This is a genomic window from Ornithinimicrobium cavernae, assembly GCF_003121625.1.
GTDB classification, from domain to species: domain Bacteria; phylum Actinomycetota; class Actinomycetes; order Actinomycetales; family Dermatophilaceae; genus Ornithinicoccus; species Ornithinicoccus cavernae.
Genome location: NZ_QDDJ01000017.1, coordinates 93,175 through 115,418, shown reverse-complemented (window position 1 = coordinate 115,418; position 22,244 = coordinate 93,175). Strand labels below are relative to the sequence as shown.

Annotated in this window: 19 protein-coding genes; 10 read left to right on the top strand and 9 right to left on the bottom strand. The window is 65.5% G+C overall.

Annotated features, from left to right (window positions below; translation table 11 throughout):
• The first annotated feature begins 4 nt into the window (after positions 1–4).
• From DA085_RS18075 to DA085_RS18045, 7 genes are all read left to right on the top strand, one after another.
• A complete protein-coding gene (locus tag DA085_RS18075) occupies positions 5–1,471 on the top strand; it encodes a TRAP transporter large permease (RefSeq protein WP_109474387.1) in 1,467 nt (488 codons plus the stop codon).
• Positions 1,472–1,484: 13 nt separating this feature from the next.
• The gene (locus tag DA085_RS18070; protein WP_161958546.1) at positions 1,485–2,666 is read left to right on the top strand and encodes a CaiB/BaiF CoA transferase family protein; all 1,182 of its coding nucleotides are present in this window, start codon (positions 1,485–1,487) and stop codon (positions 2,664–2,666) included.
• Positions 2,663–3,385, top strand: a complete 723-nt coding sequence (locus DA085_RS18065; RefSeq protein ID WP_109474385.1) for an enoyl-CoA hydratase/isomerase family protein — start codon at positions 2,663–2,665, stop codon at positions 3,383–3,385. Before DA085_RS18070 ends, DA085_RS18065 begins: the two co-directional genes overlap by 4 nt.
• Positions 3,382–4,995 carry an AMP-binding protein gene (locus tag DA085_RS18060; RefSeq protein ID WP_109474384.1) on the top strand — a complete coding sequence of 538 codons (1,614 nt, stop codon included), beginning with the start codon at positions 3,382–3,384 and terminating at the stop codon, positions 4,993–4,995. The genes DA085_RS18065 and DA085_RS18060 overlap by 4 nt, the downstream gene beginning before the upstream one ends.
• The gene (locus tag DA085_RS18055) at positions 4,992–5,603 is read left to right on the top strand and encodes a TetR/AcrR family transcriptional regulator (RefSeq protein WP_154402251.1); all 612 of its coding nucleotides are present in this window, start codon (positions 4,992–4,994) and stop codon (positions 5,601–5,603) included. Before DA085_RS18060 ends, DA085_RS18055 begins: the two co-directional genes overlap by 4 nt.
• A 21-nt stretch (positions 5,604–5,624) precedes the next feature.
• Positions 5,625–6,617 carry an NADPH:quinone oxidoreductase family protein gene (locus DA085_RS18050; RefSeq protein WP_109474382.1) on the top strand — a complete coding sequence of 331 codons (993 nt, stop codon included), beginning with the start codon at positions 5,625–5,627 and terminating at the stop codon, positions 6,615–6,617.
• 79 nt (positions 6,618–6,696) lie between these two features.
• Positions 6,697–7,056, top strand: coding sequence for a carboxymuconolactone decarboxylase family protein (locus tag DA085_RS18045; RefSeq protein WP_109474411.1), 360 nt, complete (start codon positions 6,697–6,699; stop codon positions 7,054–7,056).
• Between the two features lie 75 nt (positions 7,057–7,131).
• On the opposite strand, the gene DA085_RS18040 is transcribed toward DA085_RS18045, so the two are convergent.
• Positions 7,132–11,112 carry a S8 family serine peptidase gene (locus tag DA085_RS18040; protein WP_109474381.1) on the bottom strand — a complete coding sequence of 1,327 codons (3,981 nt, stop codon included), beginning with the start codon at positions 11,110–11,112 and terminating at the stop codon, positions 7,132–7,134.
• Between the two features lie 81 nt (positions 11,113–11,193).
• Here DA085_RS18040 and DA085_RS18035 point away from each other — a divergent pair, with 81 nt between their 5' ends.
• Positions 11,194–12,228, top strand: coding sequence for a helix-turn-helix domain-containing protein (locus tag DA085_RS18035; protein WP_272914502.1), 1,035 nt, complete (start codon positions 11,194–11,196; stop codon positions 12,226–12,228).
• A gap of 6 nt (positions 12,229–12,234) precedes the next feature.
• On the opposite strand, the gene DA085_RS18030 is transcribed toward DA085_RS18035, so the two are convergent.
• The gene (locus DA085_RS18030) at positions 12,235–13,266 is read right to left on the bottom strand and encodes a 1-aminocyclopropane-1-carboxylate deaminase/D-cysteine desulfhydrase (protein ID WP_109474380.1); all 1,032 of its coding nucleotides are present in this window, start codon (positions 13,264–13,266) and stop codon (positions 12,235–12,237) included.
• A 102-nt stretch (positions 13,267–13,368) separates the two neighbouring features.
• On the opposite strand from DA085_RS18030, the gene DA085_RS18025 reads away from it, so the two are divergent.
• A complete protein-coding gene (locus tag DA085_RS18025) occupies positions 13,369–13,842 on the top strand; it encodes an Lrp/AsnC family transcriptional regulator (RefSeq protein WP_109474409.1) in 474 nt (157 codons plus the stop codon).
• 390 nt (positions 13,843–14,232) lie between these two features.
• Positions 14,233–14,655 (top strand): hypothetical protein, encoded by a 423-nt coding sequence (locus DA085_RS18020; RefSeq protein WP_154402250.1) that lies wholly within the window; start codon positions 14,233–14,235, stop codon positions 14,653–14,655.
• A 165-nt stretch (positions 14,656–14,820) separates the two neighbouring features.
• Here DA085_RS18020 and pgeF read toward each other — a convergent pair whose 3' ends face one another.
• The 7 genes from pgeF to cpaB are packed head-to-tail and all read right to left on the bottom strand — an operon-like array spanning position 14,821 to position 22,238.
• Positions 14,821–15,573: a peptidoglycan editing factor PgeF gene (pgeF, locus tag DA085_RS18015; protein ID WP_109474378.1), complete on the bottom strand. Its 753-nt coding sequence runs from the start codon at positions 15,571–15,573 to the stop codon at positions 14,821–14,823.
• A 9-nt stretch (positions 15,574–15,582) separates the two neighbouring features.
• On the bottom strand, positions 15,583–16,692 hold the full coding sequence (locus tag DA085_RS18010; RefSeq protein ID WP_109474377.1) for a DivIVA domain-containing protein: 1,110 nt from the start codon (positions 16,690–16,692) through the stop codon (positions 15,583–15,585).
• Between the two features lie 37 nt (positions 16,693–16,729).
• A complete protein-coding gene (locus DA085_RS18005) occupies positions 16,730–17,623 on the bottom strand; it encodes a type II secretion system F family protein (RefSeq protein WP_237565595.1) in 894 nt (297 codons plus the stop codon).
• A 7-nt stretch (positions 17,624–17,630) separates the two neighbouring features.
• The gene (locus tag DA085_RS18000; protein ID WP_161958545.1) at positions 17,631–18,572 is read right to left on the bottom strand and encodes a type II secretion system F family protein; all 942 of its coding nucleotides are present in this window, start codon (positions 18,570–18,572) and stop codon (positions 17,631–17,633) included.
• A 17-nt stretch (positions 18,573–18,589) separates the two neighbouring features.
• Positions 18,590–20,098, bottom strand: coding sequence for a TadA family conjugal transfer-associated ATPase (locus DA085_RS17995; protein WP_419866521.1), 1,509 nt, complete (start codon positions 20,096–20,098; stop codon positions 18,590–18,592).
• The gene (locus DA085_RS17990; RefSeq protein ID WP_109474375.1) at positions 20,095–21,291 is read right to left on the bottom strand and encodes a CpaE/TadZ family protein; all 1,197 of its coding nucleotides are present in this window, start codon (positions 21,289–21,291) and stop codon (positions 20,095–20,097) included. The genes DA085_RS17995 and DA085_RS17990 overlap by 4 nt, the downstream gene beginning before the upstream one ends.
• The gene (cpaB, locus tag DA085_RS17985) at positions 21,288–22,238 is read right to left on the bottom strand and encodes a Flp pilus assembly protein CpaB (RefSeq protein ID WP_109474374.1); all 951 of its coding nucleotides are present in this window, start codon (positions 22,236–22,238) and stop codon (positions 21,288–21,290) included. The genes DA085_RS17990 and cpaB overlap by 4 nt, the downstream gene beginning before the upstream one ends.
• Positions 22,239–22,244: the final 6 nt, after the last annotated feature.

Below are 22,244 nucleotides of genomic sequence, written 5' to 3'. Positions count from 1 at the left end.
CGTCATGACATTCCTCGAACCAAGTGTCGTTGTCCTGCTGGGCGTCTTGCTCCTGGTCGCGCTCATCCTGGCTGAAAGACCCATCTGGCTAGCGCTCCTCGCGGCCGGGGCCGTGGGTGTGTACCTGCTGCGCGGGTCGGATATATCTCTCTCTTCCCTCGGGTCGCTCCCCTACTCCGCCACGGCGTCTTACAGCCTTTTCATCATCCCCATGTTCGTCCTCATGGGAATCGTGGCCAGCAAGGCCGGCCTAGCAGGCGATGTGTACGCCGTTGCCCAGCAAGCCACCAAGAAGCTGCCTGGCGGGTTGGGAATCGCGACCATTCTCGCCTGTGGTGGTTTCGCTGCGGTGACAGGCTCCAGTGTCGCGACCGTCGCGACGATCGGTCGCATTGCGATCAAGGAGATGACAGACCACGGCTACAAGCCCAACGCTGCAGCCTCCATCGTCGCCGTCGGGGGAACCCTGGGAGTCCTGATCCCACCGAGCGTGATCTTGGTGGTGTACGGCATCCTGACGGGCGAGTCCATCGGCCAGCTCCTGATGGCCGGCGTCATTCCAGGCATCGTCTCCATCGTCTTCTACTCCATCGGCATCCTGCTCATGCACCGTGGCGGCCACCTGATGGAGACAGAAGGAACCTCGTCGCCGGTCCCGCAGAAGGTTGTTCAGCACAGCGGTGGTCCCGGCGCCGCGACATCAGTTTCTGCGCAGGCGACACCGGCTGCGGTCGGTTCGACACCAGCGACGGCTGGGTCACCACGAGAGGGCACCGGTCGCCCTGCCGTCGGCATGCCAGTCCGCAGGGAGAACTATGTCGGCACTCTGTATGTGCTCGCCCTGTTGGGAATCATCATTGTCGGTCTCTACACCGGGTTGTTCACGGCAACCGAGTCTGGTGCGATCGCGGCGTTTGTGGCAGTCCTGGTGATGGCCGTGAGGTTGAGGCGTCGCCCCCGTCAGATGTTCGCCTCCTTCCGAGAAGCGCTCAGCGAGACGGCTTCTCTCAGCAGCATGATCTTCCTGCTCCTTGTCGGAGGCAGCGTTTTCGCCTACTTCCTCGTCTCGAGCGGCATCCCGATCAAGGTCGCCGCCCAGGTGGCTAATGCTGGGATGCACCCGATCCTCGTTGTGGTCCTCGTGCTCCTGTTCATGATCGTTCTCGGCTGCTTCCTTGACTCCTTGTCCATCCTTGTCATCACCATCCCCCTGACGTACCCCATGCTGATGGAACTGGGTGTGGACGGAATCTGGTTCGCGATCCTGGTGGTCAAGGCGATCGAGATCGGGCTCATCACCCCACCGGTCGGGCTCAACGTCTTCGTCGTGGCAGGCACCCATGAAGGGCTTACACCCGAGGGCGTCTTCCGAACGGTGTGGAGACTGGGGCTGATGGACGCTGTCGTGATCGCAGTGCTGATCCTCTGCCCATTCCTGGTGACCTGGTTGCCCTATGCGATGTACGGATGAATGGAGCATGAGAATGGAAAAGTCCCCGCACGGTCGGGCACCTCTCTGCGGCGTCAAGGTCGTCGAGTTCTCAGGAATCGGTCCGATCCAGTTCGCGGGGATGGCGCTCGCCGACCTCGGCGCCGACATCATTCGCATCGACAGACCTCCTACTGATGGCCATGTGCCGCCGGTCCAGGCCATGGACCGTGGACGTCGATCCATCGCCGTCGACCTGAAGCACCCGGATGGAGTGCGGCTGGCCCTGGACCTCATCCGCCAGGCCGACGTGGTCATGGAGGGCTACCGGCCAGGCACGATGCAGCGGCTGGGGCTGTCCCCCGAGATCTGTTGGGAGAGCAACGCACGACTGGTCTACGCGAGCATCACCGGTTGGGGCCAGACCGGCCCCGAGTCGTCCAAAGCAGGTCATGACATCAACTTCATCGCGGCCGCCGGAGTCCTTGACGCGATCGGCAGGGACGAGCCGACCGTGCCCCTCAACCTGCTCGGAGACTACGCGGGGGGTGGCCTCACCACGGCGTTAGGGGTGGTCGCGGCGCTCTACCGAGCGAGGGAGACCGGCCAGGGCGAGTTCATTGACGCCGCCATGCTGGATGGGATTGGGTATCTCGCGACGCAACAGCACGACGAGTCATCTCGCGGGCAGTGGCGGGAGGAGCGGGCGACCAACCTCTTGGACGGTGGCTATCCGCTGTACAACGTCTACGAGTGCGCCGACGGCCAGTGGCTAGCAGTCGGGGCGATCGAGGAGAAGTTCGCCCTCCCCCTGCTCGGCCTCCTGGGCATGACCCACCTGGCCCCAACGTTGCAGCGCCAGGCTGAATGGACTGAGGCATGTCAGGATCTGGCCGAGTTGTTCCGCCAACGCTCAAGGGCAGACTGGATGACGCTACTCGGTGACGCGGATGTGTGCGTGACACCGGTGCTGTCCCTGGCAGAAGTCCCAACGAGCGCCCACTCGTTGCACCGCAAGCTCTTCGGGAAGGTGGGGCAAGCCGTTGCCCCCGAGGCGGCCCCCCGGTTCCGCTTCGCTGCCAGGCCGCAGGTGCAACCGGCCCCCTTCGTCGGGGAGAACACCCGCGAGATCTTGGCGGAGCTCTCCTACGACACGCACACCGTCAACGACTACACCGAAAGGGGCTTTCTCTTCACTCACCCGCAAGAGGCCCTTGGAGAGAAGGAAAGTCAATGAGCAACGCAGTGATCAAGACCATGCAGGACAACGGGCTCTTGACCATCACCCTCAACAGGCCAGACGTGCGTAACGCATTGAGCTGGGACATGATCGACGCCCTCACGGAGACATACGCATCGGCCAGCGCCTCGAAGGAGGTTCGGGTCATCCTGCTCAGGGGTGAAGGTCGAGTGTTCTGCGCTGGTTGGGACCGCAAGCAGACCGTGGAGTCGGCGGAGGACATCCTCGCGGTGGACGAGAAGGGCTCGGCTCTGGTCGAGGCCATGCAGGCGAGCCCTAAGTTCACCGTGGCCAGCGTCCAGGGGGCTGCGTTCGGTGGAGGCGTCTTCCTGGCAGCAGCGTGCGATTACCGAATCGCGACCACCGACTCGGTCTTCTGCCTGCCTGAGGTGCGCCTCGGGGTCCCCGTCCTCTGGGGTGGCATGACAGCCCTGATCACTGAGATCGGCCTGAGCGCTGCACGCCAGTTGGGCCTCACCGGTGCCCAACTTGACGCACAGTGGGCGCTGCGCACGGGGATGGCTCACCGGCTCGTCCAGCCCGACACCCTGGATGAGTCCACCGCCCAACAGCTCGAGTCGTTTGTGCAGCTGGACCCGCAGGTGGTGGGAATGATGAAGCGCGACTTCACGCTGGGTCGGAACAAGTTGGCCGCTGACGGGCACCCCTACCGAGGATCTGAAGTCGTTGCGGCCATGCGAGGGGCCAGGCTGTGACTCTGCCGGGCCCGTCCGAAGGTGCGCTGCGTCGGACACCGCCGGGCAGCCGCACGACTCTCTTCGACGCGTTCACCGAGAGCGTGGACCGAGACCCAGGCGCCCCGTTCGTCGTGAGCGATGAGGGAACGCACACGTTCGGAGACATCCATGCTGCGGCCGTGGGACTCAGCACCTACATGCTGCAGCGAGGGCTGGGCCACGGTGACCGGGTGGGGCTCTATCTGCGCAACTCCCGTGAGTTCGTGGTGACCATCTTCGCGTGTGCCCGAATCGGTGCCGTCCTGGTGCCCTTCAACACGGAACTCAAGGGCGACCTGTTGAGACGACAGGTCGAAGATGCGACTGTCTCGTTGATGGTGACCGGCGGTCCCCTAGCGGCAGAAATGGCCACGCACCACCACGCCCTAGGACTCGGAATGGTCCTGACCACCGATGACGAACTCTCTGCTCACCACACTCTGAGCACTGTGAGCTTCCATCATGCCGAGCGCAGCGAGCAGCCGTCAGACGTGTCGCCAGTGGAGATCAAGGAAACTGACCTGCAGGCCATCATGTACACGTCAGGGACGACGGGGCCGAGTAAGGGAGTGATGGTCCCGCATTCACAAACGCTTGCATACGCGCACGAATGGATGCGGTGTGTGGGGTTGTCTGCCGACGACGTCATCTACTGTCCGCTGCCGCTGTTTCACACGATCGGCCACTCCCTGGGCATCGTTCCGGCCGCTGTGATGGGTATCCCGATCGTGGTGCGTGACAGGTTCAGTGCATCGGCGTACTGGGATGATGTCCGACGATTCAAAGCCACGGTGTGCCTCGGCATCCACAGCATCCTGCAAATCCTCCTCGCCCGGGAACCGTCTGAGAACGACAAGGATCACACAGGTCGCGCCTTCTACAACGGCAACCAAGACCGGAGCCCTGAGTTCGAAAAGAGGTTTGGAGTCGAGGTCTTTGAGGCATACGGAGCGACCGAGAATGGAATGGTCGCCTTCACGCTCGGACGTGAGCGCCGCCCGGGATCATGTGGCTTCGTGAACGACTCACTGTTCGACGTGCTCATTGCGGACGAGAACGATAACGAAGTGCCATACGGCGAGGTTGGCGAGATCCTCATTCGACCGAAACTTCCGAACGTTATGTCACGCGGATACTGGAACCGCGATGACGCCACGGCCGCAGCATGGCGGAACCTCTGGTACCACAGCGGCGACTTCGGCAAGATGGATCCCGAAGGTGCGCTCTATTTCATGGACCGCAAGGGTGACGCCATCCGACGACGCGGCGAGAACATCAGCTCTTATGAGGTTGAGTCGGTTCTGAATAAGCACGAGTCGATCGAGGAGTGCGCCGTTGTTGCCGTCCCGTCGCCTGTCGGTGAGGACGACGTCATGGCGGTCGTAGTCTCGTCCACTGAGGCAAGACCCTCTCCTCTCGATCTGTGGCGGTTCCTCGAGGAGCAGTTACCATCGTTCATGGTGCCGCGCTATATCGATTTCGTGGCGAAACTACCAAAGACCGCCAATGAGAAGGTCGACAAGAACCTCGTTCGGTCCTTCGGCCCGCAGGGGCCAAGCGGCCGGGCCAACGACAGGGAGACCATGTGAGTTCAGCACCAGATCAGGAAACCATCTCGGCTGGTAGGAACAACGTGGCAGCCCGCACCCGAAGAAGCATCCTCATGGCGGCTGCTCATATATTCGCCGCTCGCGGGTACCACGCGGCGTCCATGACAGACGTTCAGGCAGCCGTTGGTTGTAGCCGGGGAACCCTCTATTACCACTTCTCCTCGAAAGATGAAATCCTGTTCGAGATCTGCCTGTCGAGCACCGAGCGGCAACTTCGGGAGGCAAAGGAGATTGCGGCGCGCGGGGACTCTGCGGAAGACACGGTCGCACTCCTGGTGGATTCAGTCCTTGGCGAGATCTTCACCCATCGCGATAGCGTGTTGGTGATTCAACGGGAGTTGGAGTCGTTGACGCAGGAACGTCGACTCACGATCAGGTCGATGCGCGATGAATACGAAACAGTGTGGGCAGATCTCTTTGGCCGCGCAGTGAAAGAGGGTCACTTTCGGAGTGTCGACCACATCGAGCTCAAGGCTCTCCTCGGCATGCTCGTTCACGTGGGGTCCTGGGTCAGGGAGGGTCCCATCAAGCGGGTCGAACTCGTGGACCGGTTCGCTGGACTCATCCTTCGATCCGTGCGCGTCTGATCAGGTTGCATAGGAAGTCATATGAGAGCCATCCATGTCGTCGACCATTCAGGGCCGGAGACGGCTTTGCGTCTGGTGGACACCGCTCGTCCTCCTCAACTGGCTCCACTCTTCTCAGACGAGATGCCGGTGCGGATCGCAGTCCACGCCGCAGGGGTCACCTACCCGGACCTCTTGCATACCGAGGGGAAATATCAGGAGCAGCCGGAGCTGCCCTTCGTCCCTGGGGCCGAGGTCTCAGGGACCGTCATAGCTGCCCCCTCGGAGAGCGGCCTGGCGCCGGGTGACGCGGTAGCCGCCTACTGTCATCACGGCGGATGGGCTGAAGAGGTTCTCGCCCCCGCGAGTTTGACATACACATTGCCGGCCGGCATGGATCATGATGCTGGGGCAGCGATGGTCTCCAACTACCACACCGCCTACGCCGCCCTCGTTCTTCGTGGCGGGCTGACGGCCGGCGAGCGGGTCCTGGTGCACGGAGCCGCGGGTGGCCTGGGTTCGGCAATCGTCCAGCTCGCCAGTGCGCTCGGCGCCGAAGTATTGGCTGTCGTGTCCTCGTCGGCCAAGGCCGAATATGCCCGCGCGTGCGGAGCCCGCGCCGTGTTCAGGGTCGGCGATGAGTGGCGTCGCCAGATCAAAGAGTCCTTCCCCGAGGGAGTCCAGATGGTTCTGGATCCTGTGGGCGGCTCGGCACGCTCCGTTGACTCTCTCCGTGTCCTGGCGCAAGGAGGTCGGTACGTCGTCCTAGGGTTCACGAGCGGAGAGATATCCCAGATCCCCGCCAATCGCCTTCTGCTCCGCAATCTGACTGCTGTCGGCGTGGCGTGGGGCGACCTGACCTTCGGGCGACAGGGCGTGAACGCCTCGATCCACGAGAAGCTCGAACCCTTCTTCACGGACGGGCGCCTCTCTCCTCTGGTGAGCGACCGCTTCGAGCTGCAGGATGCCGCGGCAGCACTCAAGAAGATGGCCTCCAGGGATGTCATCGGAAGGGTCGTGTTGCTCGTGCGATAGACCGTCACCCCTGGATTCCTGTCCGAGGATTCCTCACTAGATCACCTTCACATCACGCCCCTGAATGAGGAGTTTCTACATGTCCCACTATCACGACAGCACCGACCTGCAGTACCTGGCGGACGTCAAAGCGGCAGCACCTCGCGAGTTCGCGGCTTGGGCACGGCTGGACGGAACCGTAGGAATCGAGGATGGTGCGATTCCGCTCAAGTATCGCGAGCTGATCGCCCTGGCGGTCGCCCACAGCACACAGTGTGTCTACTGCCTCGATGTCCACACGGCTGCCGCGGTCAAGGCAGGTGCCTCCAGGGCCGAGGTCGCAGAAGCGGCCCTGCTCTCGGCCGCGCTCAGGTCGGGCGGCGCGGGCGCACATGCAGCTCTGACGATGAAGTTCTTCTCTCAGCACAGCCAGGAAGGGACCGAGGAAGCCTCGGCCTAACGAGCCACCTCCTATAGACAGACACAGCCGCGGGGCTGGGGTCGACCTGCAACCCCAGCCCCGCGGCATACAACATCACTCAGGCAGGCCGGCTGCCCGCAGCACCTCCTGCTCGACCGTGCTCCCAGCAGAGTCCGAGGCACTCATCCGCAGCGACAGCGTCCCGTCGTTGTTCTTCGGCACGCCGGCCCGCAGCACCCCGACGAAGTGCCCCTCGGACACCTCGCGCAGGTTGTCGACCGCGCGCCAGGACCCACCGCCGTCATAGGAGACCTCCAGCGAGGCGTCCGAACGGATCGGCAGCGAGGGCGCACCGGTCTGGTGCCCCACGGTGAACTCCACGGTCAGCGGCCCGGAGCGCTCCGACGCCGGCAGCAACCGGTTCTGCAGGTCCACGTCCAGGTCGTAGTCCACGGTCAGCAGCGGCTCGACCCGCACCTCACCCTCCTCCGGACGCTCGGACTGATAGGTCCACGCCGACTTCGTGTGCGTGGCCAGCTGCGCCCACGGCGAGAGGTTGTCCACCTCGTACTCGACCCGGTAGTCCTCGGCGTCGGCCGGGATGTCGAGGCGACCGTAGGCGTAGTTGCTCTCGATCACCTGCTCACCATCGGCGAACACCCTCATCGCGATGTCGAACCCGTTCTCGAAGTTCGAGCCCGTCGCGTTGGCGGTGTTCCCCTGGCCGTCCTTGAAGGCCGCCAGGCGGATGTCCAGGACGTCACCGGTGCGCACCATCGACTCCTCGGGCCACACACCGGGACGCAGCGGCGCCTCCAGCCACGACCGCTCGACCCGCTCCCCCGCCTCATAGGTGCGGGACTGGGTCGCTAGCCGGACCTTCGCCTGCTGGTCGGCCGGCCAGTTGTAGTTGTACCGGTCCTCCGGGGTCGTCAGGTGCTGGGTGTACGCCAGGCCCGGCTCGGGCATGTAGTAGTCCACCCGCTCCCGCGGCCCGCCGACCGTCGGCGTCGGGAAGGTGATGCCGAAGGTCTCCCACGGAGCCTGGGCGAACCAGGACTCGGTGAAAGTGAGCTCGGTGCTCAGCTGGCTGTGGAACGCGTTGGTCACCGCCGCCAGGTCCTCGGTCTCCAGGACGTAGTCCAGCTCGGCCGGGATGCTGCCCTCCTCGGTCAGCCGGAGGTTGTAGCGGTAGGGGCTGGCGGGCTGACCGGCGGCGGTCACCGTGACCGGACCCTGGCCCAGCAGGCCCAGCAGACCGGTCCCCTCGGCGTGCGACAGGCGCACCGTGGGCACGTCCAGCCGTATGCCGGAGGCACCCGGGTAGGCGTCCGACCCGGGGGCGTCGTGATAGACCGCGACCATCGTCGCGCCGGCCTCGGCGGCGTTGTTGGCCTGCTCGGCCACCGGGAGGGCGTCCGAGCGGCGGACCAGGGCGAGCGCACCGCTCACGTCGGCCGCGGCGACCTCCTCGACCGTCCCGGTCCCCACGTCCACGACGGGCAGCGAGTGCTCCCCCTCGAGCTGCGGGAACTGCCAGCTGTTGTCGCTGAACCAGTAGCGGTCGTAGTAGTGCGGCTCCAGAGCGAGGGCGTCGTCCCCCTCCACCTGGAGGGTCACGTCGGGAGCCTCGAGGGTCCACTGGGTGTATGCCGACAGCTGGCCGTGCTGGACAGCCTCAGTGGGCTGCATGAACAGTGTGTGCTCCAGCTGGGTGCGCGGACCGACGAAGAGGCCGTGGGTCAGGGCCTCGCCCTCCTCCGGCACCCGGTGGTAGGTCACCTGCACGGCGGAGCCGTTGACCGGTCGCGTCTCGTTGCCGGGCGTCTCGATCTGCACCTCGACGGCGTCGCGGGCGTCCAGGGTCAGCGTGGTCGGCCCGTCGATCGTGACCTCGGGCTCGACCACGAGCGAGGTGTTGAGGAAGTCCTCGCTGGGTCGGGGGTAGGCCGTGGAGGGCAGGTCCTCGGGCATGGTGAGCACCACGCCGGAGACCGAGTAGGTCCCGGGCTCCACCCGGATGCAGTTGCTGCCGTCCCAGGGGTCGGTGGTGCACGAGGTGTCGTCCTGCCCCCAGTTGCGGAAGGCCGACACGCTGCCGTCGATGACGTCCAGCACGCGGAAGGCTCCCTGCGCCGGGCGCCCGTCGCGGGCGATGCCCTCGATGTGCACGTCGTAGCGCTCGGGCTCCTTGTAGTAGCTGATCGGCGTGGAGAGGGTCTGTCCCGACCCCGAGGTCGCCACGACCGAGCCGCTGAACTGGCCCGCGCCGGGCACGGTGACGTCGAGCGTCACGGCCGCCGTGGCGGTCCCACCGGCCGGCACGGTCAGGGTCGCCGGGCTCACTGACACCGCTCCGCCCGCCGGCTCGCCCTCGACGTTCCGGGCCGAGGCGACGAGGTCCAGGGTCAGCGGCTCCTCCCCCAGGTTGCGGTAGGTCACGGTGCGCTCCTCCTGCACCGGCTCCTGCGGGTAGGTGTAGCTGCCGAGGTGCAGGGCCACCGGCTCGGCGATGGCCTCACCGGTCAGCGCGGTCGGCACGTTCACCCGGCCGGCGCCCTGGTCGAGGACCCGGAGGTCCTCGTTGGGGACGGCCGTGCCCACGAGCACGGCCTTGAGCTCCTGCCCCGTCAGCTCGGGTCGCGCCTGCGCCAGCAGGGCGGCCGCCCCCACCACGTGCGGGGTGGCCATGGAGGTGCCGGACATGTAGGTGTAGTGGTCGTCGAACGGGAACATCGGGTTGGTGCCGCCCGCCCGGGCGGCCACGATGTCCACCCCGGGGCCGGTGATCTCCGGCTTGACCGCCGAGTCGCCGAAGCGGGGCCCGCGGCTGGAGAAGTAGGCGATGTCGTCGTTGCGGTCGACGGCGCCGACTGTCAGGGCGAGGTCCGCCGCGCCGGGCGAGGTGACGGTCCCGTCCCTAGGTCCCTCGTTCCCGGCCGCGATCACGAACAGCGTGCCGTACTCCTCGGTGATCGTGTTGACGGCCAGGCTGCCCGGGTCGGTCCCGTCCGTGTAGAAGCCACGGACCCCCAGGCTCATGTTCACGATGTCGGCGCCCTGCTGGGCCGCCCACTCCATGCCGTCGATCACGCCGCTGGTCGAGCCGTTGCCGTAGTCGTTGAGCACCTTGGCGTTGATCAGGCTGGCGCCCGGCGCGACCCCGACGAACCGGCCGTCCGAGGCGGCACCGGTGCCCGCGATGGTGGACGCGACGTGCGTGCCGTGACCGGCGCGGTCGTCCGTGGTGTCCGCGTCGGAGAAGTTCTCGCTGGCCACGACCTGGCCTGCCAGGTCGGGGTGCTCGGCATCGATGCCGCTGTCGAGCACCGCGACGGTGACGCCCGTCCCGTCAAACCCCAGGTCCCACGCGGTCGGGGCACCGATCTGCGGGACGCTGTGCTCCAGAGTCGCCGCGACGGGGGCGTCCAGCCAGATCTTGTCCAGACCGGCGAGCGCGGCCGGCCCGGCGGACCGGGCGTTCTGGCCTCGCGCGAGCTTCTCGAGCCCGGTGGCCAGGTCAACGGTGTCCGTGTCCTTGTCGACGGCGACCGCGAGCCCGTTGATGCTCTCCAGCTCCCGGGCCGTGGAGGCGACGGACCGGGCCGCCGGCACCGGCGCCTCCTCCTCGTAGGTGAGGATAACCGGCACGGAGTCCATCTTCTCGTCGGTGTAGCCGGCCTCCACGAGGTCGCTGACGTTGAACAGGGCGGGGTCGAGGCGCTCGGGGATCAGTGCCGACACGCTCATCGGCACGACAAAGAGGTCGTCACCCTGCTCGTGGGTCCAGAAGCCGGCCTCTCCCCCATCGGTGGCCGGTGTGACGGTGGCGGTATGCCGACCGTCAGGTCCCGTCATGACGTGGACTGTGTCGCCGGTGATCAGAGTGACGTCCTCCCCCTCCGGGGCGGCGCCAGCGGCGGACGAGTCTCCGACGGTCCAGTCGGTCATCGCGGCCAGGGACGGCTGCTGGTCGTCGGTCTCCTGCGCCGCGGTGGCCAGCGGCGACAGCGCCAGCGGCACCGCCAGGACGCCGTAGGCGAGTCGTGATCTGGGCAGGCGTAGCCGCGCCGCGCGGGCAGGCTGATCGTGCATGGGGGCTCCTCGATCGGAATGGGGATGCTCATTGGTAGCCCGGGCGCGTGAGCCCTGTCAACGCTCTGCCGTGGCGTAACGTTGACATGTCGACAATTAGCCACCACAAGGAGAGACCGCATCGCAGAGCACCAGGGCTCCCTGCTCGCAGGCCTCGGGGTGTCCAGGACCGAGGAGGCGACCTACCGCGCGCTCCTCAGGACCGGCCCCACCACCCTGGCGCGGGTGGCCGAGCACGCCCAGGTGTCGACGGAGGCGCTGCGCCGGATGGTGCCGAGCCTGGAGGAGCTGGGTCTGGTCAGCAGACTGCCCGGCCGCCCGCTGCGTCTCACCGCGACGCCTCCGGGTGTGGCGATCGACGCGCTCGCCGCCCGGCGGCAGGACGAGGTGGCCTCCAGCCGCGCAGCAGCCAGCGTCCTGATGGCGGAGGCGGCGATCCACACGACCGAGCGTCCGGAGGAGCTCCTCGAGGTGGTGACCGGTGGCGAGGCGATCGCGCGACGCTTCTATCAGCTGCACGAGGCCGCCCAGCACGAGGTGCTCGGGCTGGTGAAGCCGCCGTTCGCCATCGACATCTCGCAGCCCAACGTGGCCCAGGAGGCCGCGATGCGCCGGGGCGTCACGGTGCGTTGCATCTACACCCCCAGCGCCTTCGACCTGCCGAGCATGCTGGCCAACGTGCAGCGTGCGACGGCCAAGGGGGAGGTCGTCCGGATCGCCGAGGTCCCCACCAAGCTGACGGTGGTCGATGCCAAGTTCGCCCTGCTCCCCCTGACCTCGCACGAGGTGTCCGTGGAGAGCGCCCTGGTCGTCCACTCCAGCGCTCTGCTGGACGCGCTCGTCTCCCTGTTCGAGGCCCTGTGGCGGACCGCCGCTCCCCTGGACCTGTCCCGGGCGACGCCGGTGGCCGCACGCCCCGACGTCCTGGAGCAGGACATCGTCTCCCTGTTGGCCAGCGGCATGCAGGACGAGGCCGTGGCCCGCCAGCTCGGGGTCAGCGCCCGCACCCTGCAGCGCCGCCTGCAGACCCTGTTCGACCAGCTCGACAGTCGCACGCGCTTCCAGGCCGGCTTCCGCGCCGCAGTCCGCCAGCAGCAGGGCGAGGCAGACTCTTAGACCCCGTCAGAGCTGGATACGCCGCAGTCGAGGAAGGGCCGACCACACCTCGGCCGTGTAGCTCGGATCGAACATCGCGTGGTAGCCGCCGGTGTGCCAGAAGAGCACGGGCCCTTCGACCGTCCCCTTGCGGGCCATGTCGATGACCGCTGCGACCGCCTTCGCTGTGTAGACCGGGTCCACCACGATTCCCTCGAGCCGTGCCATGAGGTCGATCGCCTCCATGACACCCGCTGCTGGCTTGCCGTATCCCTCGCCGAGGTAGTCCTCGGTCAGTTCAAGGTCGGAGGCCTCGATGCGGACCGTCGGCGCGATGAGGTCAGCGGCCTCGTTCGCGAGGCGCAGGTAGCTGCCGGGCACATCGTCATACACGTGGTCGGCGACAACGACGCCGAGGATGCGCGTCGAGTGCTGACGGAGCGCTCGCCCCAGGACCAGTCCCGCGTGTGTGCTTCCCGCCGAGCTGGCGTGCACGATCGTGGTGAAGGTTGCGCCCTGCGCCCGGATCTGCTCGTCAGCCTCGATGTAGGCCCGGGCGAAGCTCGTTGCTCCCCGGCCGGTCGCAGATCCGATGGGCAGGCGGTGGACCCGCTCGCCGGCAGCCTCCAGCTCACGGACGATCTCGGCGGTCACCTCAGCGAGCTCGACCCACGAGATGTCCCCAACGAGATGGAGGTCAGCCCCGAAGAGCGCGTCGAGGAGCAGGTTGCCCACCGGCTCCTTCGGCTCGTCGTGGCAGAGCACGAGACTGCACTTCATCCCGATCGCCGCTGCCGCAGCGGCAGCCGCACGGGTCGCGTTGGAGTGTCGTGATCCTTCGGTCACGATGTGCGTCGCGCCCTGCGCCTGTGCGTGGGCGAGCTCCATCTCCAGCTTGCGCACCTTGTTGCCCGCGAGCCCCACCGAGCCCAGGTCGTCGCGCTTGGCCCAGACCTCCACGCCGAGCCCCTCACTCATCCGAGGCAGGAACTGCACCGGCGAGGTGAACCGCCGCAGGTCAAGACGCGGTAGGTCGATGTAGGCATGTCCTGTGCTCATGGCCAGGAAATCTAGGTAACGATCTCAGGCTGCACAAGTACCCATCATTCTCTTGTGCAGATGCACAGCACGAGCCCGTTCCGGAGGTGTATCTTCGGTCAGATGTACAGCCTTGACGCGGTCGATGCTCGGATCCTGCTCGCCCGCGACCAATCGCAGGACGCGTCGCTGATCGAGATCGGCGGCCGCCTGGGAATCTCCCGGAACACCGTGCACGCCCGCCTGAAGAGGCTTCGCGACGGCGACGCCCTGGGACCTCCGAGCGCAACTCTCGTCCCCTCTGCCGCCGGACGACCCCTGCTCGCCTTTGTGACGCTGTCGGTCTCCCAACAGGACGTCGACTCTGTCTACGCAGCGCTTGGCGCCATCCCCGAGGTCATCGAGGCGCACACCACGACGGGCGATGCAGACCTCATGCTCAGAGTGGTTGCCCGCGACACCGTTGACCTGCACCGCGTCACACAGAGCATCCAGATGACGCCCGGCGTGCAACGCAGCAGCACCTCTCTCGCGACCACCGAAGTCATCCCCCGCCGGATGTCTCTCCTCCTCCAGCAGTTGGCGGACGAGGTGTGAGACGGTTCCTTGGCCAGGCTCGTCAGCCCACCCGGAACGCCCCCACGGCGCGGAGCGCTATCCGAAGAACAGCCCGACTGCAACGATGCCCAGCACGTGGGCGAGGACGACGTAGGTCAGGAGCGCCCCAGCCACGCACGTCCAGTAGGCCAACTCAAGCCAGTCCTCGCGACCCATGGCGACGACCTCCTCACCTACGGCAAGAGCACCGACCCGGTGCGCCCTTCCTCAGATTCGAAGTTACTCCTCATGGCCCACGCTGGCGAGATGGCAACCTCCCGCTCACCTGTGCGACGTGAGCCGCCGGTGAACCTCCGCACGGTGCACGTGCTTCACCGCACATACAACGACCCACGTGTCGGGGCACTGATGCGTGCAACACTCTTGGTCGTGACAGAAGTGATCTTCGATGGTCTGGTGGAGACCGACTACGGTCAGTTCGACCTGCTGTGGGGCGACGGCTACGGCTTCGACGGGAACTTTGAGCGGTTCTTCGCAGGCCAGCTCAACGGGCTCGCAGGTGCCGCCGCCGATGAGGGTCTGTACCTCCATCTGGCTCGTAGGTCGGGAGGTTCCCCGGTCCAGATCGTGCGGCACGATACCGAGCCGCCGCTCACAGATGACTGGGAGGACATGGTGGAGGTCTCCATCTCTGTCCCTATGGGCGCACAACCCAAGTGGAGCACGTGGGCGGGCGAGGCGAGCGGCCTTCTCTCGATCCCGCACGGCACTTACCGGGTGCGTGTCAATGCACGGGGGCGAGATGCTGGCCGGGACGGTGAGTTTGCCGATGAGCCGTTGACTGGTACCTGATCGAGTTGTGGCTCGCGGCGCCGAGACCGGACGCCATTCTTCGCACATTGAGTGCCGACGCCACCTACTGGCACAAGGAAGTCGGGTCACGCCGCTGAGCTGGTCGAGGTGCACAAGGTGCTGCTCCACCCGGTCACTATTGTTCGGGCACACCGCTCGGCCCGGTCACGCGGCGTCCTCTGGCGGCAGCAACCGGATCACCCCGGCGAACCTACCGGTGACGCCGTCCCGGCGGTGCGAGAACAGGGACTCGTCCTCCCGGGTGCAACCGGGAAGCCAGGTCACCGAGACACCGGCGGACCGCAGCTGGTGGACCACGCCGGCAGCCACATCGATCGCGGGGGTGCCGGTCCAGGACACCGCGTATGCCGCGGGGCTGGCTTGTGCAGCCTGGTCCCGCAGGTCGGCGGGCACCTCGTAGCACCGTGGGCAGACCGAGGGACCGACGACGGCCTCGAGCTTGGCCGCTCCCCGTTCGCGCAGCGCCGCCACCGCGACACCGACGACACCGTTGGTGAACCCCACCCGGCCCGCGTGCACGGCGGCTGCCAGCCCCTCGTCGCGGTCGAGCAGCAGGATCGGCGTGCAGTCGGCAACCAGCACCACGAGCGCGACCTCAGGATCATCGGTGATCATGATGTCCGCCTCATGGGACGGGTCATCCTCCTCACGGTCGACAACCGCAATCTCAATACCGTGCACCTGACGCATGAAACGCAGATCGTCAGCCTCGAGGTCGAACGCGTGCGCCACGCCGGCGCGGTTGCCCGACACCGCCTCAACATCGTCATCGACGTGGGCGCCGAGGTTGAGAGAGGCGAACGACCCCGTGCTCAGACCACCCATGCGGTCGGTGATCGCCCAGTCCACCCCGAAGGTCGGCCCGACCCCGGGCTCTCGCTCGCGCCATCTGAACACGAGATCAGGCTAACTTTGGAGAGCCCGGATCTCCCGGACCCAGTCATCGGTGTCGACCGCGGCCAGTTGCTCACTGACGAGCCTACGGAGACGCTGCCGGTACTCCTTCTGCGAGTCCTCCAGCTCAGCGATCTTCGCCTCAAGAGTCTCACGGCGGGTCAGCAGATCGGCGACTACGGCGTCGCGCTCCAGTCGGGCATCTTCGATCATGCGGGCACCCCGGCTCTCAGCAGCCACCAGCCTCTCGTCGTGCTGGCGCTGGGCTTCAGCGAGGAGCTTCTCCGCGGCAGAACGGGCAATGTCCTTAGCCTGCTCTCCCTCGGTCCTCGCGACCGCAAGAAGACCCGCAGCCTGCTTGCGAGCGGTCTCCACAGCGTCCCTCCCCTCGGCGATCAGAGCGTCACGCTCGAGTCTCCCCTCACCCAGGAGCCGATCCGCCTCAACCTGCCCTGCAGCAATGTGGTCCTGCCGGATGCGCTCGGCGAGCATGGCCATCGCTGACGCCTGTGCCACCGGATCGTCCTGGCCGACAGCAAACGGAACGAGTTCGTTAACGGCTTCAGAACCGAGGTGCTCGCTAGCCGCCGCTCGTACTTCAGCGCACATGGCGGCCAGTCGTTCACGCAGCAGCGTGGCCTGCTGCTGCGCGGCTGCTGCCTGCTCCTCGGCCTTTTCGATGCGCTCCGCGCTGTATCGCTCGGCTGCCTCGGCTTCGGCTCGTGCGTCACTGACCTGCTGTTCCAGCACGAGTAGGTCATCGTCGAACCGCTGGCGGAGCTCCTCCAGGCTCGAGTTTCGTGACGCCTCGGCAAGGACGGCGGCTTCCCGGGCGGCGGCTACGCGGCTGTCTGCGTCAGCAAGCTCGGTCACGATCGCTTCCCGCTCTAGCCTCACTTGCTCCAGCTGGATCTGCTCGACTTCCAGGTCGTGCGTCAACGTGCCGCCGCCTGACTTGAGCGTATTGATCTCGGCCTGCTGCTCGTCAACCAGAGTCGTGAGGCGCTTCAGGGACGTGGCGACCTCCTCCAGGAACCCATCCACCTCCTCGACGACATATCCACCCCGAAAACGGGGGGAGTTGAAGGTCTTGCGGACAACATCTTCGGGTCCGAGTTGCATAGCGGCTCTCTCGATCGGTACTTGCGGAATCGATGGTTTAGCTGAAGGCGGCGATCATATTGATGACTGCCGGACCCAAGACAACAATGAATAGCACGGGGAGGATGAAAAGGATCAGCGGGAAGATGACCTTAACCGGGATCTGCATGGCCTTTTCCTCTGCTCGCTGACGACGCTTAATTCGCATCTCCCGCGACTGTGTGCTCAGCACCCGAGCGATCGAGATGCCGTTCGTCTCGGCCTGATTGATCGCCCGGACGAACCGGCCAAGGTCCTGGACCTGGGTGCGCTCCGCGAGGTCTGCGTAGGCGACTTGGCGCGGTCGGCCGACCTGGATGTCCTGGAGGGTGCGGATCAGCTCCTCCGAAAGGGGGCCGGTCGTTTGCCTGGCGACGTGCGCAAGCGCGGCTTCGAAACCCAGGCCTGCCTCAACAGCGATTGTCAGTTGGTCCATGGAGTCAGGCAATTGTTCCTGGATCTTCTGGCGGCGCTCTTGTCCCCTGCTGTAGAGGAGCAGCTCTGGAGTCGCCCACGCGATCGTCGCTGACGCGATCGCGAGCACGAACATACGAGGACCTGGACTCGTCGCAGCAAGGAGGAAACCCGCGCCAATACCGCTCGCTGTCAGGACAAGTTTCGCGACGATGACACGTTCCAGCGGCCAGGCGGCCGGTCGTCCTGCCCTGCTGAGTAACGTGTCGAGCCATCGAATGGCAGCTATGGGTGTCAGCGAACGGGCAAGAGCGATGAGCCCGCCCCCGGTGAGTTCGGGACCATCAACGGCGGCTGATGCGCGGATGCCGCGGTTGAGGTTGCGCAACGTCTGCTGACGCGCAACACCTGGTCGAGCGGTAAACGCGAACGCCAGAAGCGGCAGAGCAATGGCGACACAACCGGCTGCAATGAGAATGAGAGTGTTCAGATTGTCCACGAGATCCTCAGAACTTGATCTTCACGACTTTACTCAGCCAGAACGCCCCGATACCGAGGAGAACAAGAGCGGTCAAAATCATCATGTAACCGATGGGTCCGCTCGTGAGTCCGCTCAGATAGGTGGGATTCAGAAACATGAGGGCTAGGACCACAACGAACGGCAACCCAAGGAGGATATACGCGGAGAGTTTCCCTTCCGCCGATAGGGATTTCACCTGTCGGCGGATCTGGTTGCGTTCCCGGATGGTGTCACCCACCGTGTCCATCACCTCAGCGAGGTTGCCACCCACCTGGCGCTGGATGGCGATCGCTTGCGCGATCCACCGAAAGTCGTCGCTCGACATGCGTTCCGCCGTAGCCTCGAGAGCCTCGCCGAAGTCCCGACCAACGCGCACCTCATTGACGACCCGAGATATCTCGCTGCCGCCCGGCTCCTCCAACTCACGAGAGACCGAGTCCATCGCCTGCAGGACGCTGTGTCCCGCCCGCAAGTTGCTGCCCAGCAACTGCACCAGGTCATCCAGCTGGTCGGCGAAGCCGGAACGACGCCGGTCAGCGCGGAACCTCACGAACATGACGGCCCCGCCGACGGACAGGCCGCCGAGCATGATGGCGATGACAGGTCCACCGAGGACGAACCCCGCCGCCACTGCGGCCAGGGCCACTGCCCCAACCAGGACGATGTACTCCGGGACCGACCTCTTGATGCCCGCAAGGTCCAGAGCATGGGTCATTGAATCCAGGCGTCCGCGGCTCCGAAGCAACCGATCGATGAGACCGGTGCTCGCATCGGTCGCCCTGGTCAACGCTGATGGCACAGCCGTCACGCCCTGACGGCGACGTTCGATCGGGATCGCCTTGGAAGGGACCAGGAAGACCGCGGCGGCGACAATCACCGCGAGTACCAAGAGACCGGATGCCCACAACACAACGTGGGGGTCAGCCACCAACGTGCCTATGGGAGTCATCGCCGGACTGCCCTGGGGTCGGGAATCCCGAACACCTCGTGGGGCAACGCGATGCCCTGGTCCAGGATCCGCTCAGTAAACTGTGGGCGCACGCCCGTGGACTTTGTCGTCCCGAGGAATCGGCCTGTGTGATCAACCCCTGCGTGGTAGTCAAAGGCAAAGGCATCCTGGAGCGTGACGATATCGCCCTCCATCCCCTGCACCTCCGTCACATTCGTGACCCGCCTGGTGCCGTCCCGCAGTCGGGTGAGGTGCACGATCACGTCGACTGCCGAGGCGATCTGCTCACGGATCGCCCTCAGAGGCAGGTCCATGCCCGCCATCAGGACCATCGTCTCCAGTCGTGAGATCGCATCACGAGGAGTGTTGGCGTGCAGGGTGGACAGGGACCCGTCGTGGCCCGTGTTCATCGCCTGCAGCATGTCCAGACTCTCGCCGCCGCGGACCTCCCCAACGATGATTCGGTCGGGGCGCATGCGGAGGGAGTTGCGGACCAGATCCCGGATCGTGATCTCTCCGCGGCCCTCGATGTTGCGGGGGCGGGCCTCCAGCCGGACGAGGTGGTCCTGTTGGAGCTGGAGTTCAACGGCATCCTCGATCGTGACGATGCGCTCATCACTGGGGATGAAGGAGGAGAGCACGTTGAGCATGGTCGTCTTACCGGTGCCCGTTCCGCCGGAGACCAGAATGTTGAGTTTCGCCTGCACACAGGCGCGGAGCAGCTCCACCATGGCGGGTGTCAGGCTGTCCCTCGCGACGAGGTCCTCCACCCGGAGCGGCACCTTGCCGAACTTGCGGATGGTCAGGCTCGAGCCGCTGAACGCGAGCGGAGGGATAATGGCATTGACGCGGGAGCCGTCCTCGAGTCGGGCATCGACCAGCGGCGAGGACTCGTCGATCCGGCGACCGACCCGACTGACGATGCGCTCGATCACCCGGCGGAGGTGCTCCTCCGAGGCGAAATGCACCTCCGATCTTGTAAGGCGACCGGTTCGCTCCACAAAGACGTTGTCGGGGCCGTTCACCATGATTTCTGTGATGGAGTCGTCATCGAGCAGCGCCTGAAGCGGGCCATAGCCCAGCACATCGTCAGTCACCTCGCGGATCAAACGACGTCGTTCCTCCGACTTCAGCGGAGTCTCGGTCACCTGGACGAGCTGAATGAGCTCCTTGCGGACCAATTCATGCAATTGGGTCTCGTCCAGTGACGTGTCACTGAGCCTGTTGCCCAGCCGCGCGAAGAGTTGCTCTCGGGCCTCGGCTTTGAGCCGGGCCAGCGAGTCGGTAGACCGCACAGTTGGCTCGGTGACCAGTGTCTCGCTCGCGGCCGCCCTCAGGGAGTCAGCGGGCTCGGGTGAGCCCGACACATCCGCCAGCGCAACATGGTCGCTCGCGATCCCAGAGACCGGCGACTCAATGTGCGAGACAGTCATCCCTACCGCTTCGTGCGTGCCGCTGATGCCCTCGCGGTGCTTGGCACTAGCGAGCCTTTGGGAGAGGTTCACGATGCCGCTCCCCTGTGTCGAGAGGTCCAGGACAGCGTTGACTTGCGTACTGCGATTGGGCTGAATCTGCCGACCAACTGCTCCAGGTCCCTGCTGATCTTGTCGCGTGCCTGATCCTCCAGGAGGGGGCGCCCTCGGTTGGTCGAGGCAATCACTTTGGGCGACCTGGGGATCGCGAAATCCACCTTGCGCTCGATCGTGGCCTCGACATCAGCGAGGGACAGACCCCCGGAGCGGTCCACCATATTGACGGCAATGTGTCGCGTCGCAGGTGGCAGCTCGAGTTCGTCGAGCAGTTGCAGCTCCTTGCGAAGACCCCGCACGCTGGGCACGTCCAGACTCGCGACGAGCACGAGATCGGTCGTGTGGTCCAGTGCAGCGAGAGTGTGTGAGCCCATGCCTGGGGCTGTATCGATGACGACGTAGCGGAACTCGGACTTGAGCAGACCGATGATCGTTGCCACATGCTGCGCCGTGATGTCGTCCGCCTCGACAGGCGACTTCACCCCGCTCAGCACATGTAGGCCCGTGCGGTGTTTCGTCAGCAAGGTTTTCAATGCAGTGACATCTCGCAGCCCGGAGCCGTGGACCACGTCTGCCAGCGTGTATGCAGGGTCAAGATCCAGGGCCGCTGCCACATCACCGAACTGAATATCGAGATCCACGAGCACGGTGCCTTGTGGCGACTGGTGCGCCAGCCCGACAGCCAGGTTTGTGGCCAGCGTCGTCTTGCCGACTCCGCCTTTGGGGGATGCGACCGTGATGACGCGTCCGACGGGATCTGGATCGTTCGCTGCACTACCACCCATCCCCGCCGCACTGGTTTCGATCGCGCGGCGGATGACCCAACGCAACTCGTTGATCGGCAGTTCTGGCTCGATGAGATCGCGGACACCAGCACGGAGTGCAGGGAGTCCAAGCTCAGCCGGCTTGTCAGTGACCAAGAGCACTGCCACGTGTGGAAACTGCTCCTTGAACCGCTCGGCGAGGCCGAGGGAACTGTCCTGTGAACCGTCTCCAGTGACGTCGAGCATGACTGCCTGGACTGGTCCAGTGCCGTTACTCAGCCCCAGCAGTTGGGCGGGGCCTGTCGGCACCTGCTCAGGGGTCAGCACGAAGAGATTGTCGCCAGAGGCCAGACGGACCCGCCGAGCCAGATCGGTCGAGGCACTGGCGAGGATCACGGAACTCATTCGGCTGCTTCCTGGATCTCTTCGTAGATGTCCCGGATCTCACTGGCCAAGCGCGGCACTGTTGTGACCACGATCCTGGTGTTCTCCTCGCTAGCCCCCTCAGGCTCCATGGAGAGCCAGATCGTGCCGAACTCCATCCCATAGACCAGCTTCTCGGCCTGTGGCGCCTCGAGTGCAAGCGTCACGAGGAGAACCTCGCGTGCAACCTGAGTGGAGTCTGTCTGCTCCTGTCCGCCTGTTGCGCCGTCCAGACCCTCACTGCCCGAGTCGGCGCTCGGAGGGGCCTCAGGCATCTCCACACGGCTTCCAGTCACATCGACGACCAGCACCTTGTGCAGCTCGAGGTGGGTCATGCTGGGAGCACCGCCGATGATGCCCCCCTCTAGCAGAGAGCCGTCCTGCTGGTCTTCCGGCTTGTCGCTGGGTTGTTCATCGGACAACTCGTCCTTTGACGACTCCTCTTCGTCCGATGGGTCATCCTTCGGCTCGACCGAGATGAAGACGCCCACTGTGTCCCCCGGTGCGATGTTGCCCCCGAGGGCCCTCGGTGTCTCTAACGGAATCGTGACCTGGTGCAGGTCCTTGGCCTCGTCAGGCAACTCGAAGTCCGCGCGAGCGCGGATCTCCTCAGCGGTCGCAAACCGTGCATTCGTCAACTGCTCGCCGGCAACGAGGGACGTGGTGAGGAGCTCACCTTCGAGGTCGTCCACATCGTCAACGGCGTCATCGACGAGGAACTTGGCCGGCACCGGCTGTAGTTTCACGAGATCCCCGAGCTGATCTGACGGAGTCCCCTCAGGGATCGGTGCAGTCGCCACCAGGGTGTCCACGGTCTCGAGGTCGGCCATCGCACGCTCGTCGGCGGTACTTGCATAAGACATCACGAGGAAGATGCCGACAGCGGCGAGGATGAGGGCCGCGAAGGCGGCGATAATTCGACGAATCATGGTGAC

Bases quoted from the DNA above. Each gene is read 5' to 3' on its own strand.
- DA085_RS18065 (WP_109474385.1), top strand. From the start codon at position 2,663: ATGAGCAACGCAGTGATCAAGACCATGCAGGACAACGGGCTCTTGACC.
- DA085_RS18010 (WP_109474377.1), bottom strand. From the start codon at position 16,692: ATGCAACTCGGACCCGAAGATGTTGTCCGCAAGACCTTCAACTCCCCC.
- DA085_RS18025 (WP_109474409.1), top strand. From the start codon at position 13,369: ATGTACAGCCTTGACGCGGTCGATGCTCGGATCCTGCTCGCCCGCGAC.
- DA085_RS18070 (WP_161958546.1), top strand. From the start codon at position 1,485: ATGGAAAAGTCCCCGCACGGTCGGGCACCTCTCTGCGGCGTCAAGGTC.
- DA085_RS18030 (WP_109474380.1), bottom strand. From the start codon at position 13,266: ATGAGCACAGGACATGCCTACATCGACCTACCGCGTCTTGACCTGCGG.
- DA085_RS18040 (WP_109474381.1), bottom strand. From the start codon at position 11,112: ATGCACGATCAGCCTGCCCGCGCGGCGCGGCTACGCCTGCCCAGATCA.
- DA085_RS18045 (WP_109474411.1), top strand. From the start codon at position 6,697: ATGTCCCACTATCACGACAGCACCGACCTGCAGTACCTGGCGGACGTC.
- DA085_RS18075 (WP_109474387.1), top strand. From the start codon at position 5: ATGACATTCCTCGAACCAAGTGTCGTTGTCCTGCTGGGCGTCTTGCTC.
- DA085_RS17990 (WP_109474375.1), bottom strand. From the start codon at position 21,291: ATGAGTTCCGTGATCCTCGCCAGTGCCTCGACCGATCTGGCTCGGCGG.
- cpaB (WP_109474374.1), bottom strand. From the start codon at position 22,238: ATGATTCGTCGAATTATCGCCGCCTTCGCGGCCCTCATCCTCGCCGCT.
- DA085_RS18050 (WP_109474382.1), top strand. From the start codon at position 5,625: ATGAGAGCCATCCATGTCGTCGACCATTCAGGGCCGGAGACGGCTTTG.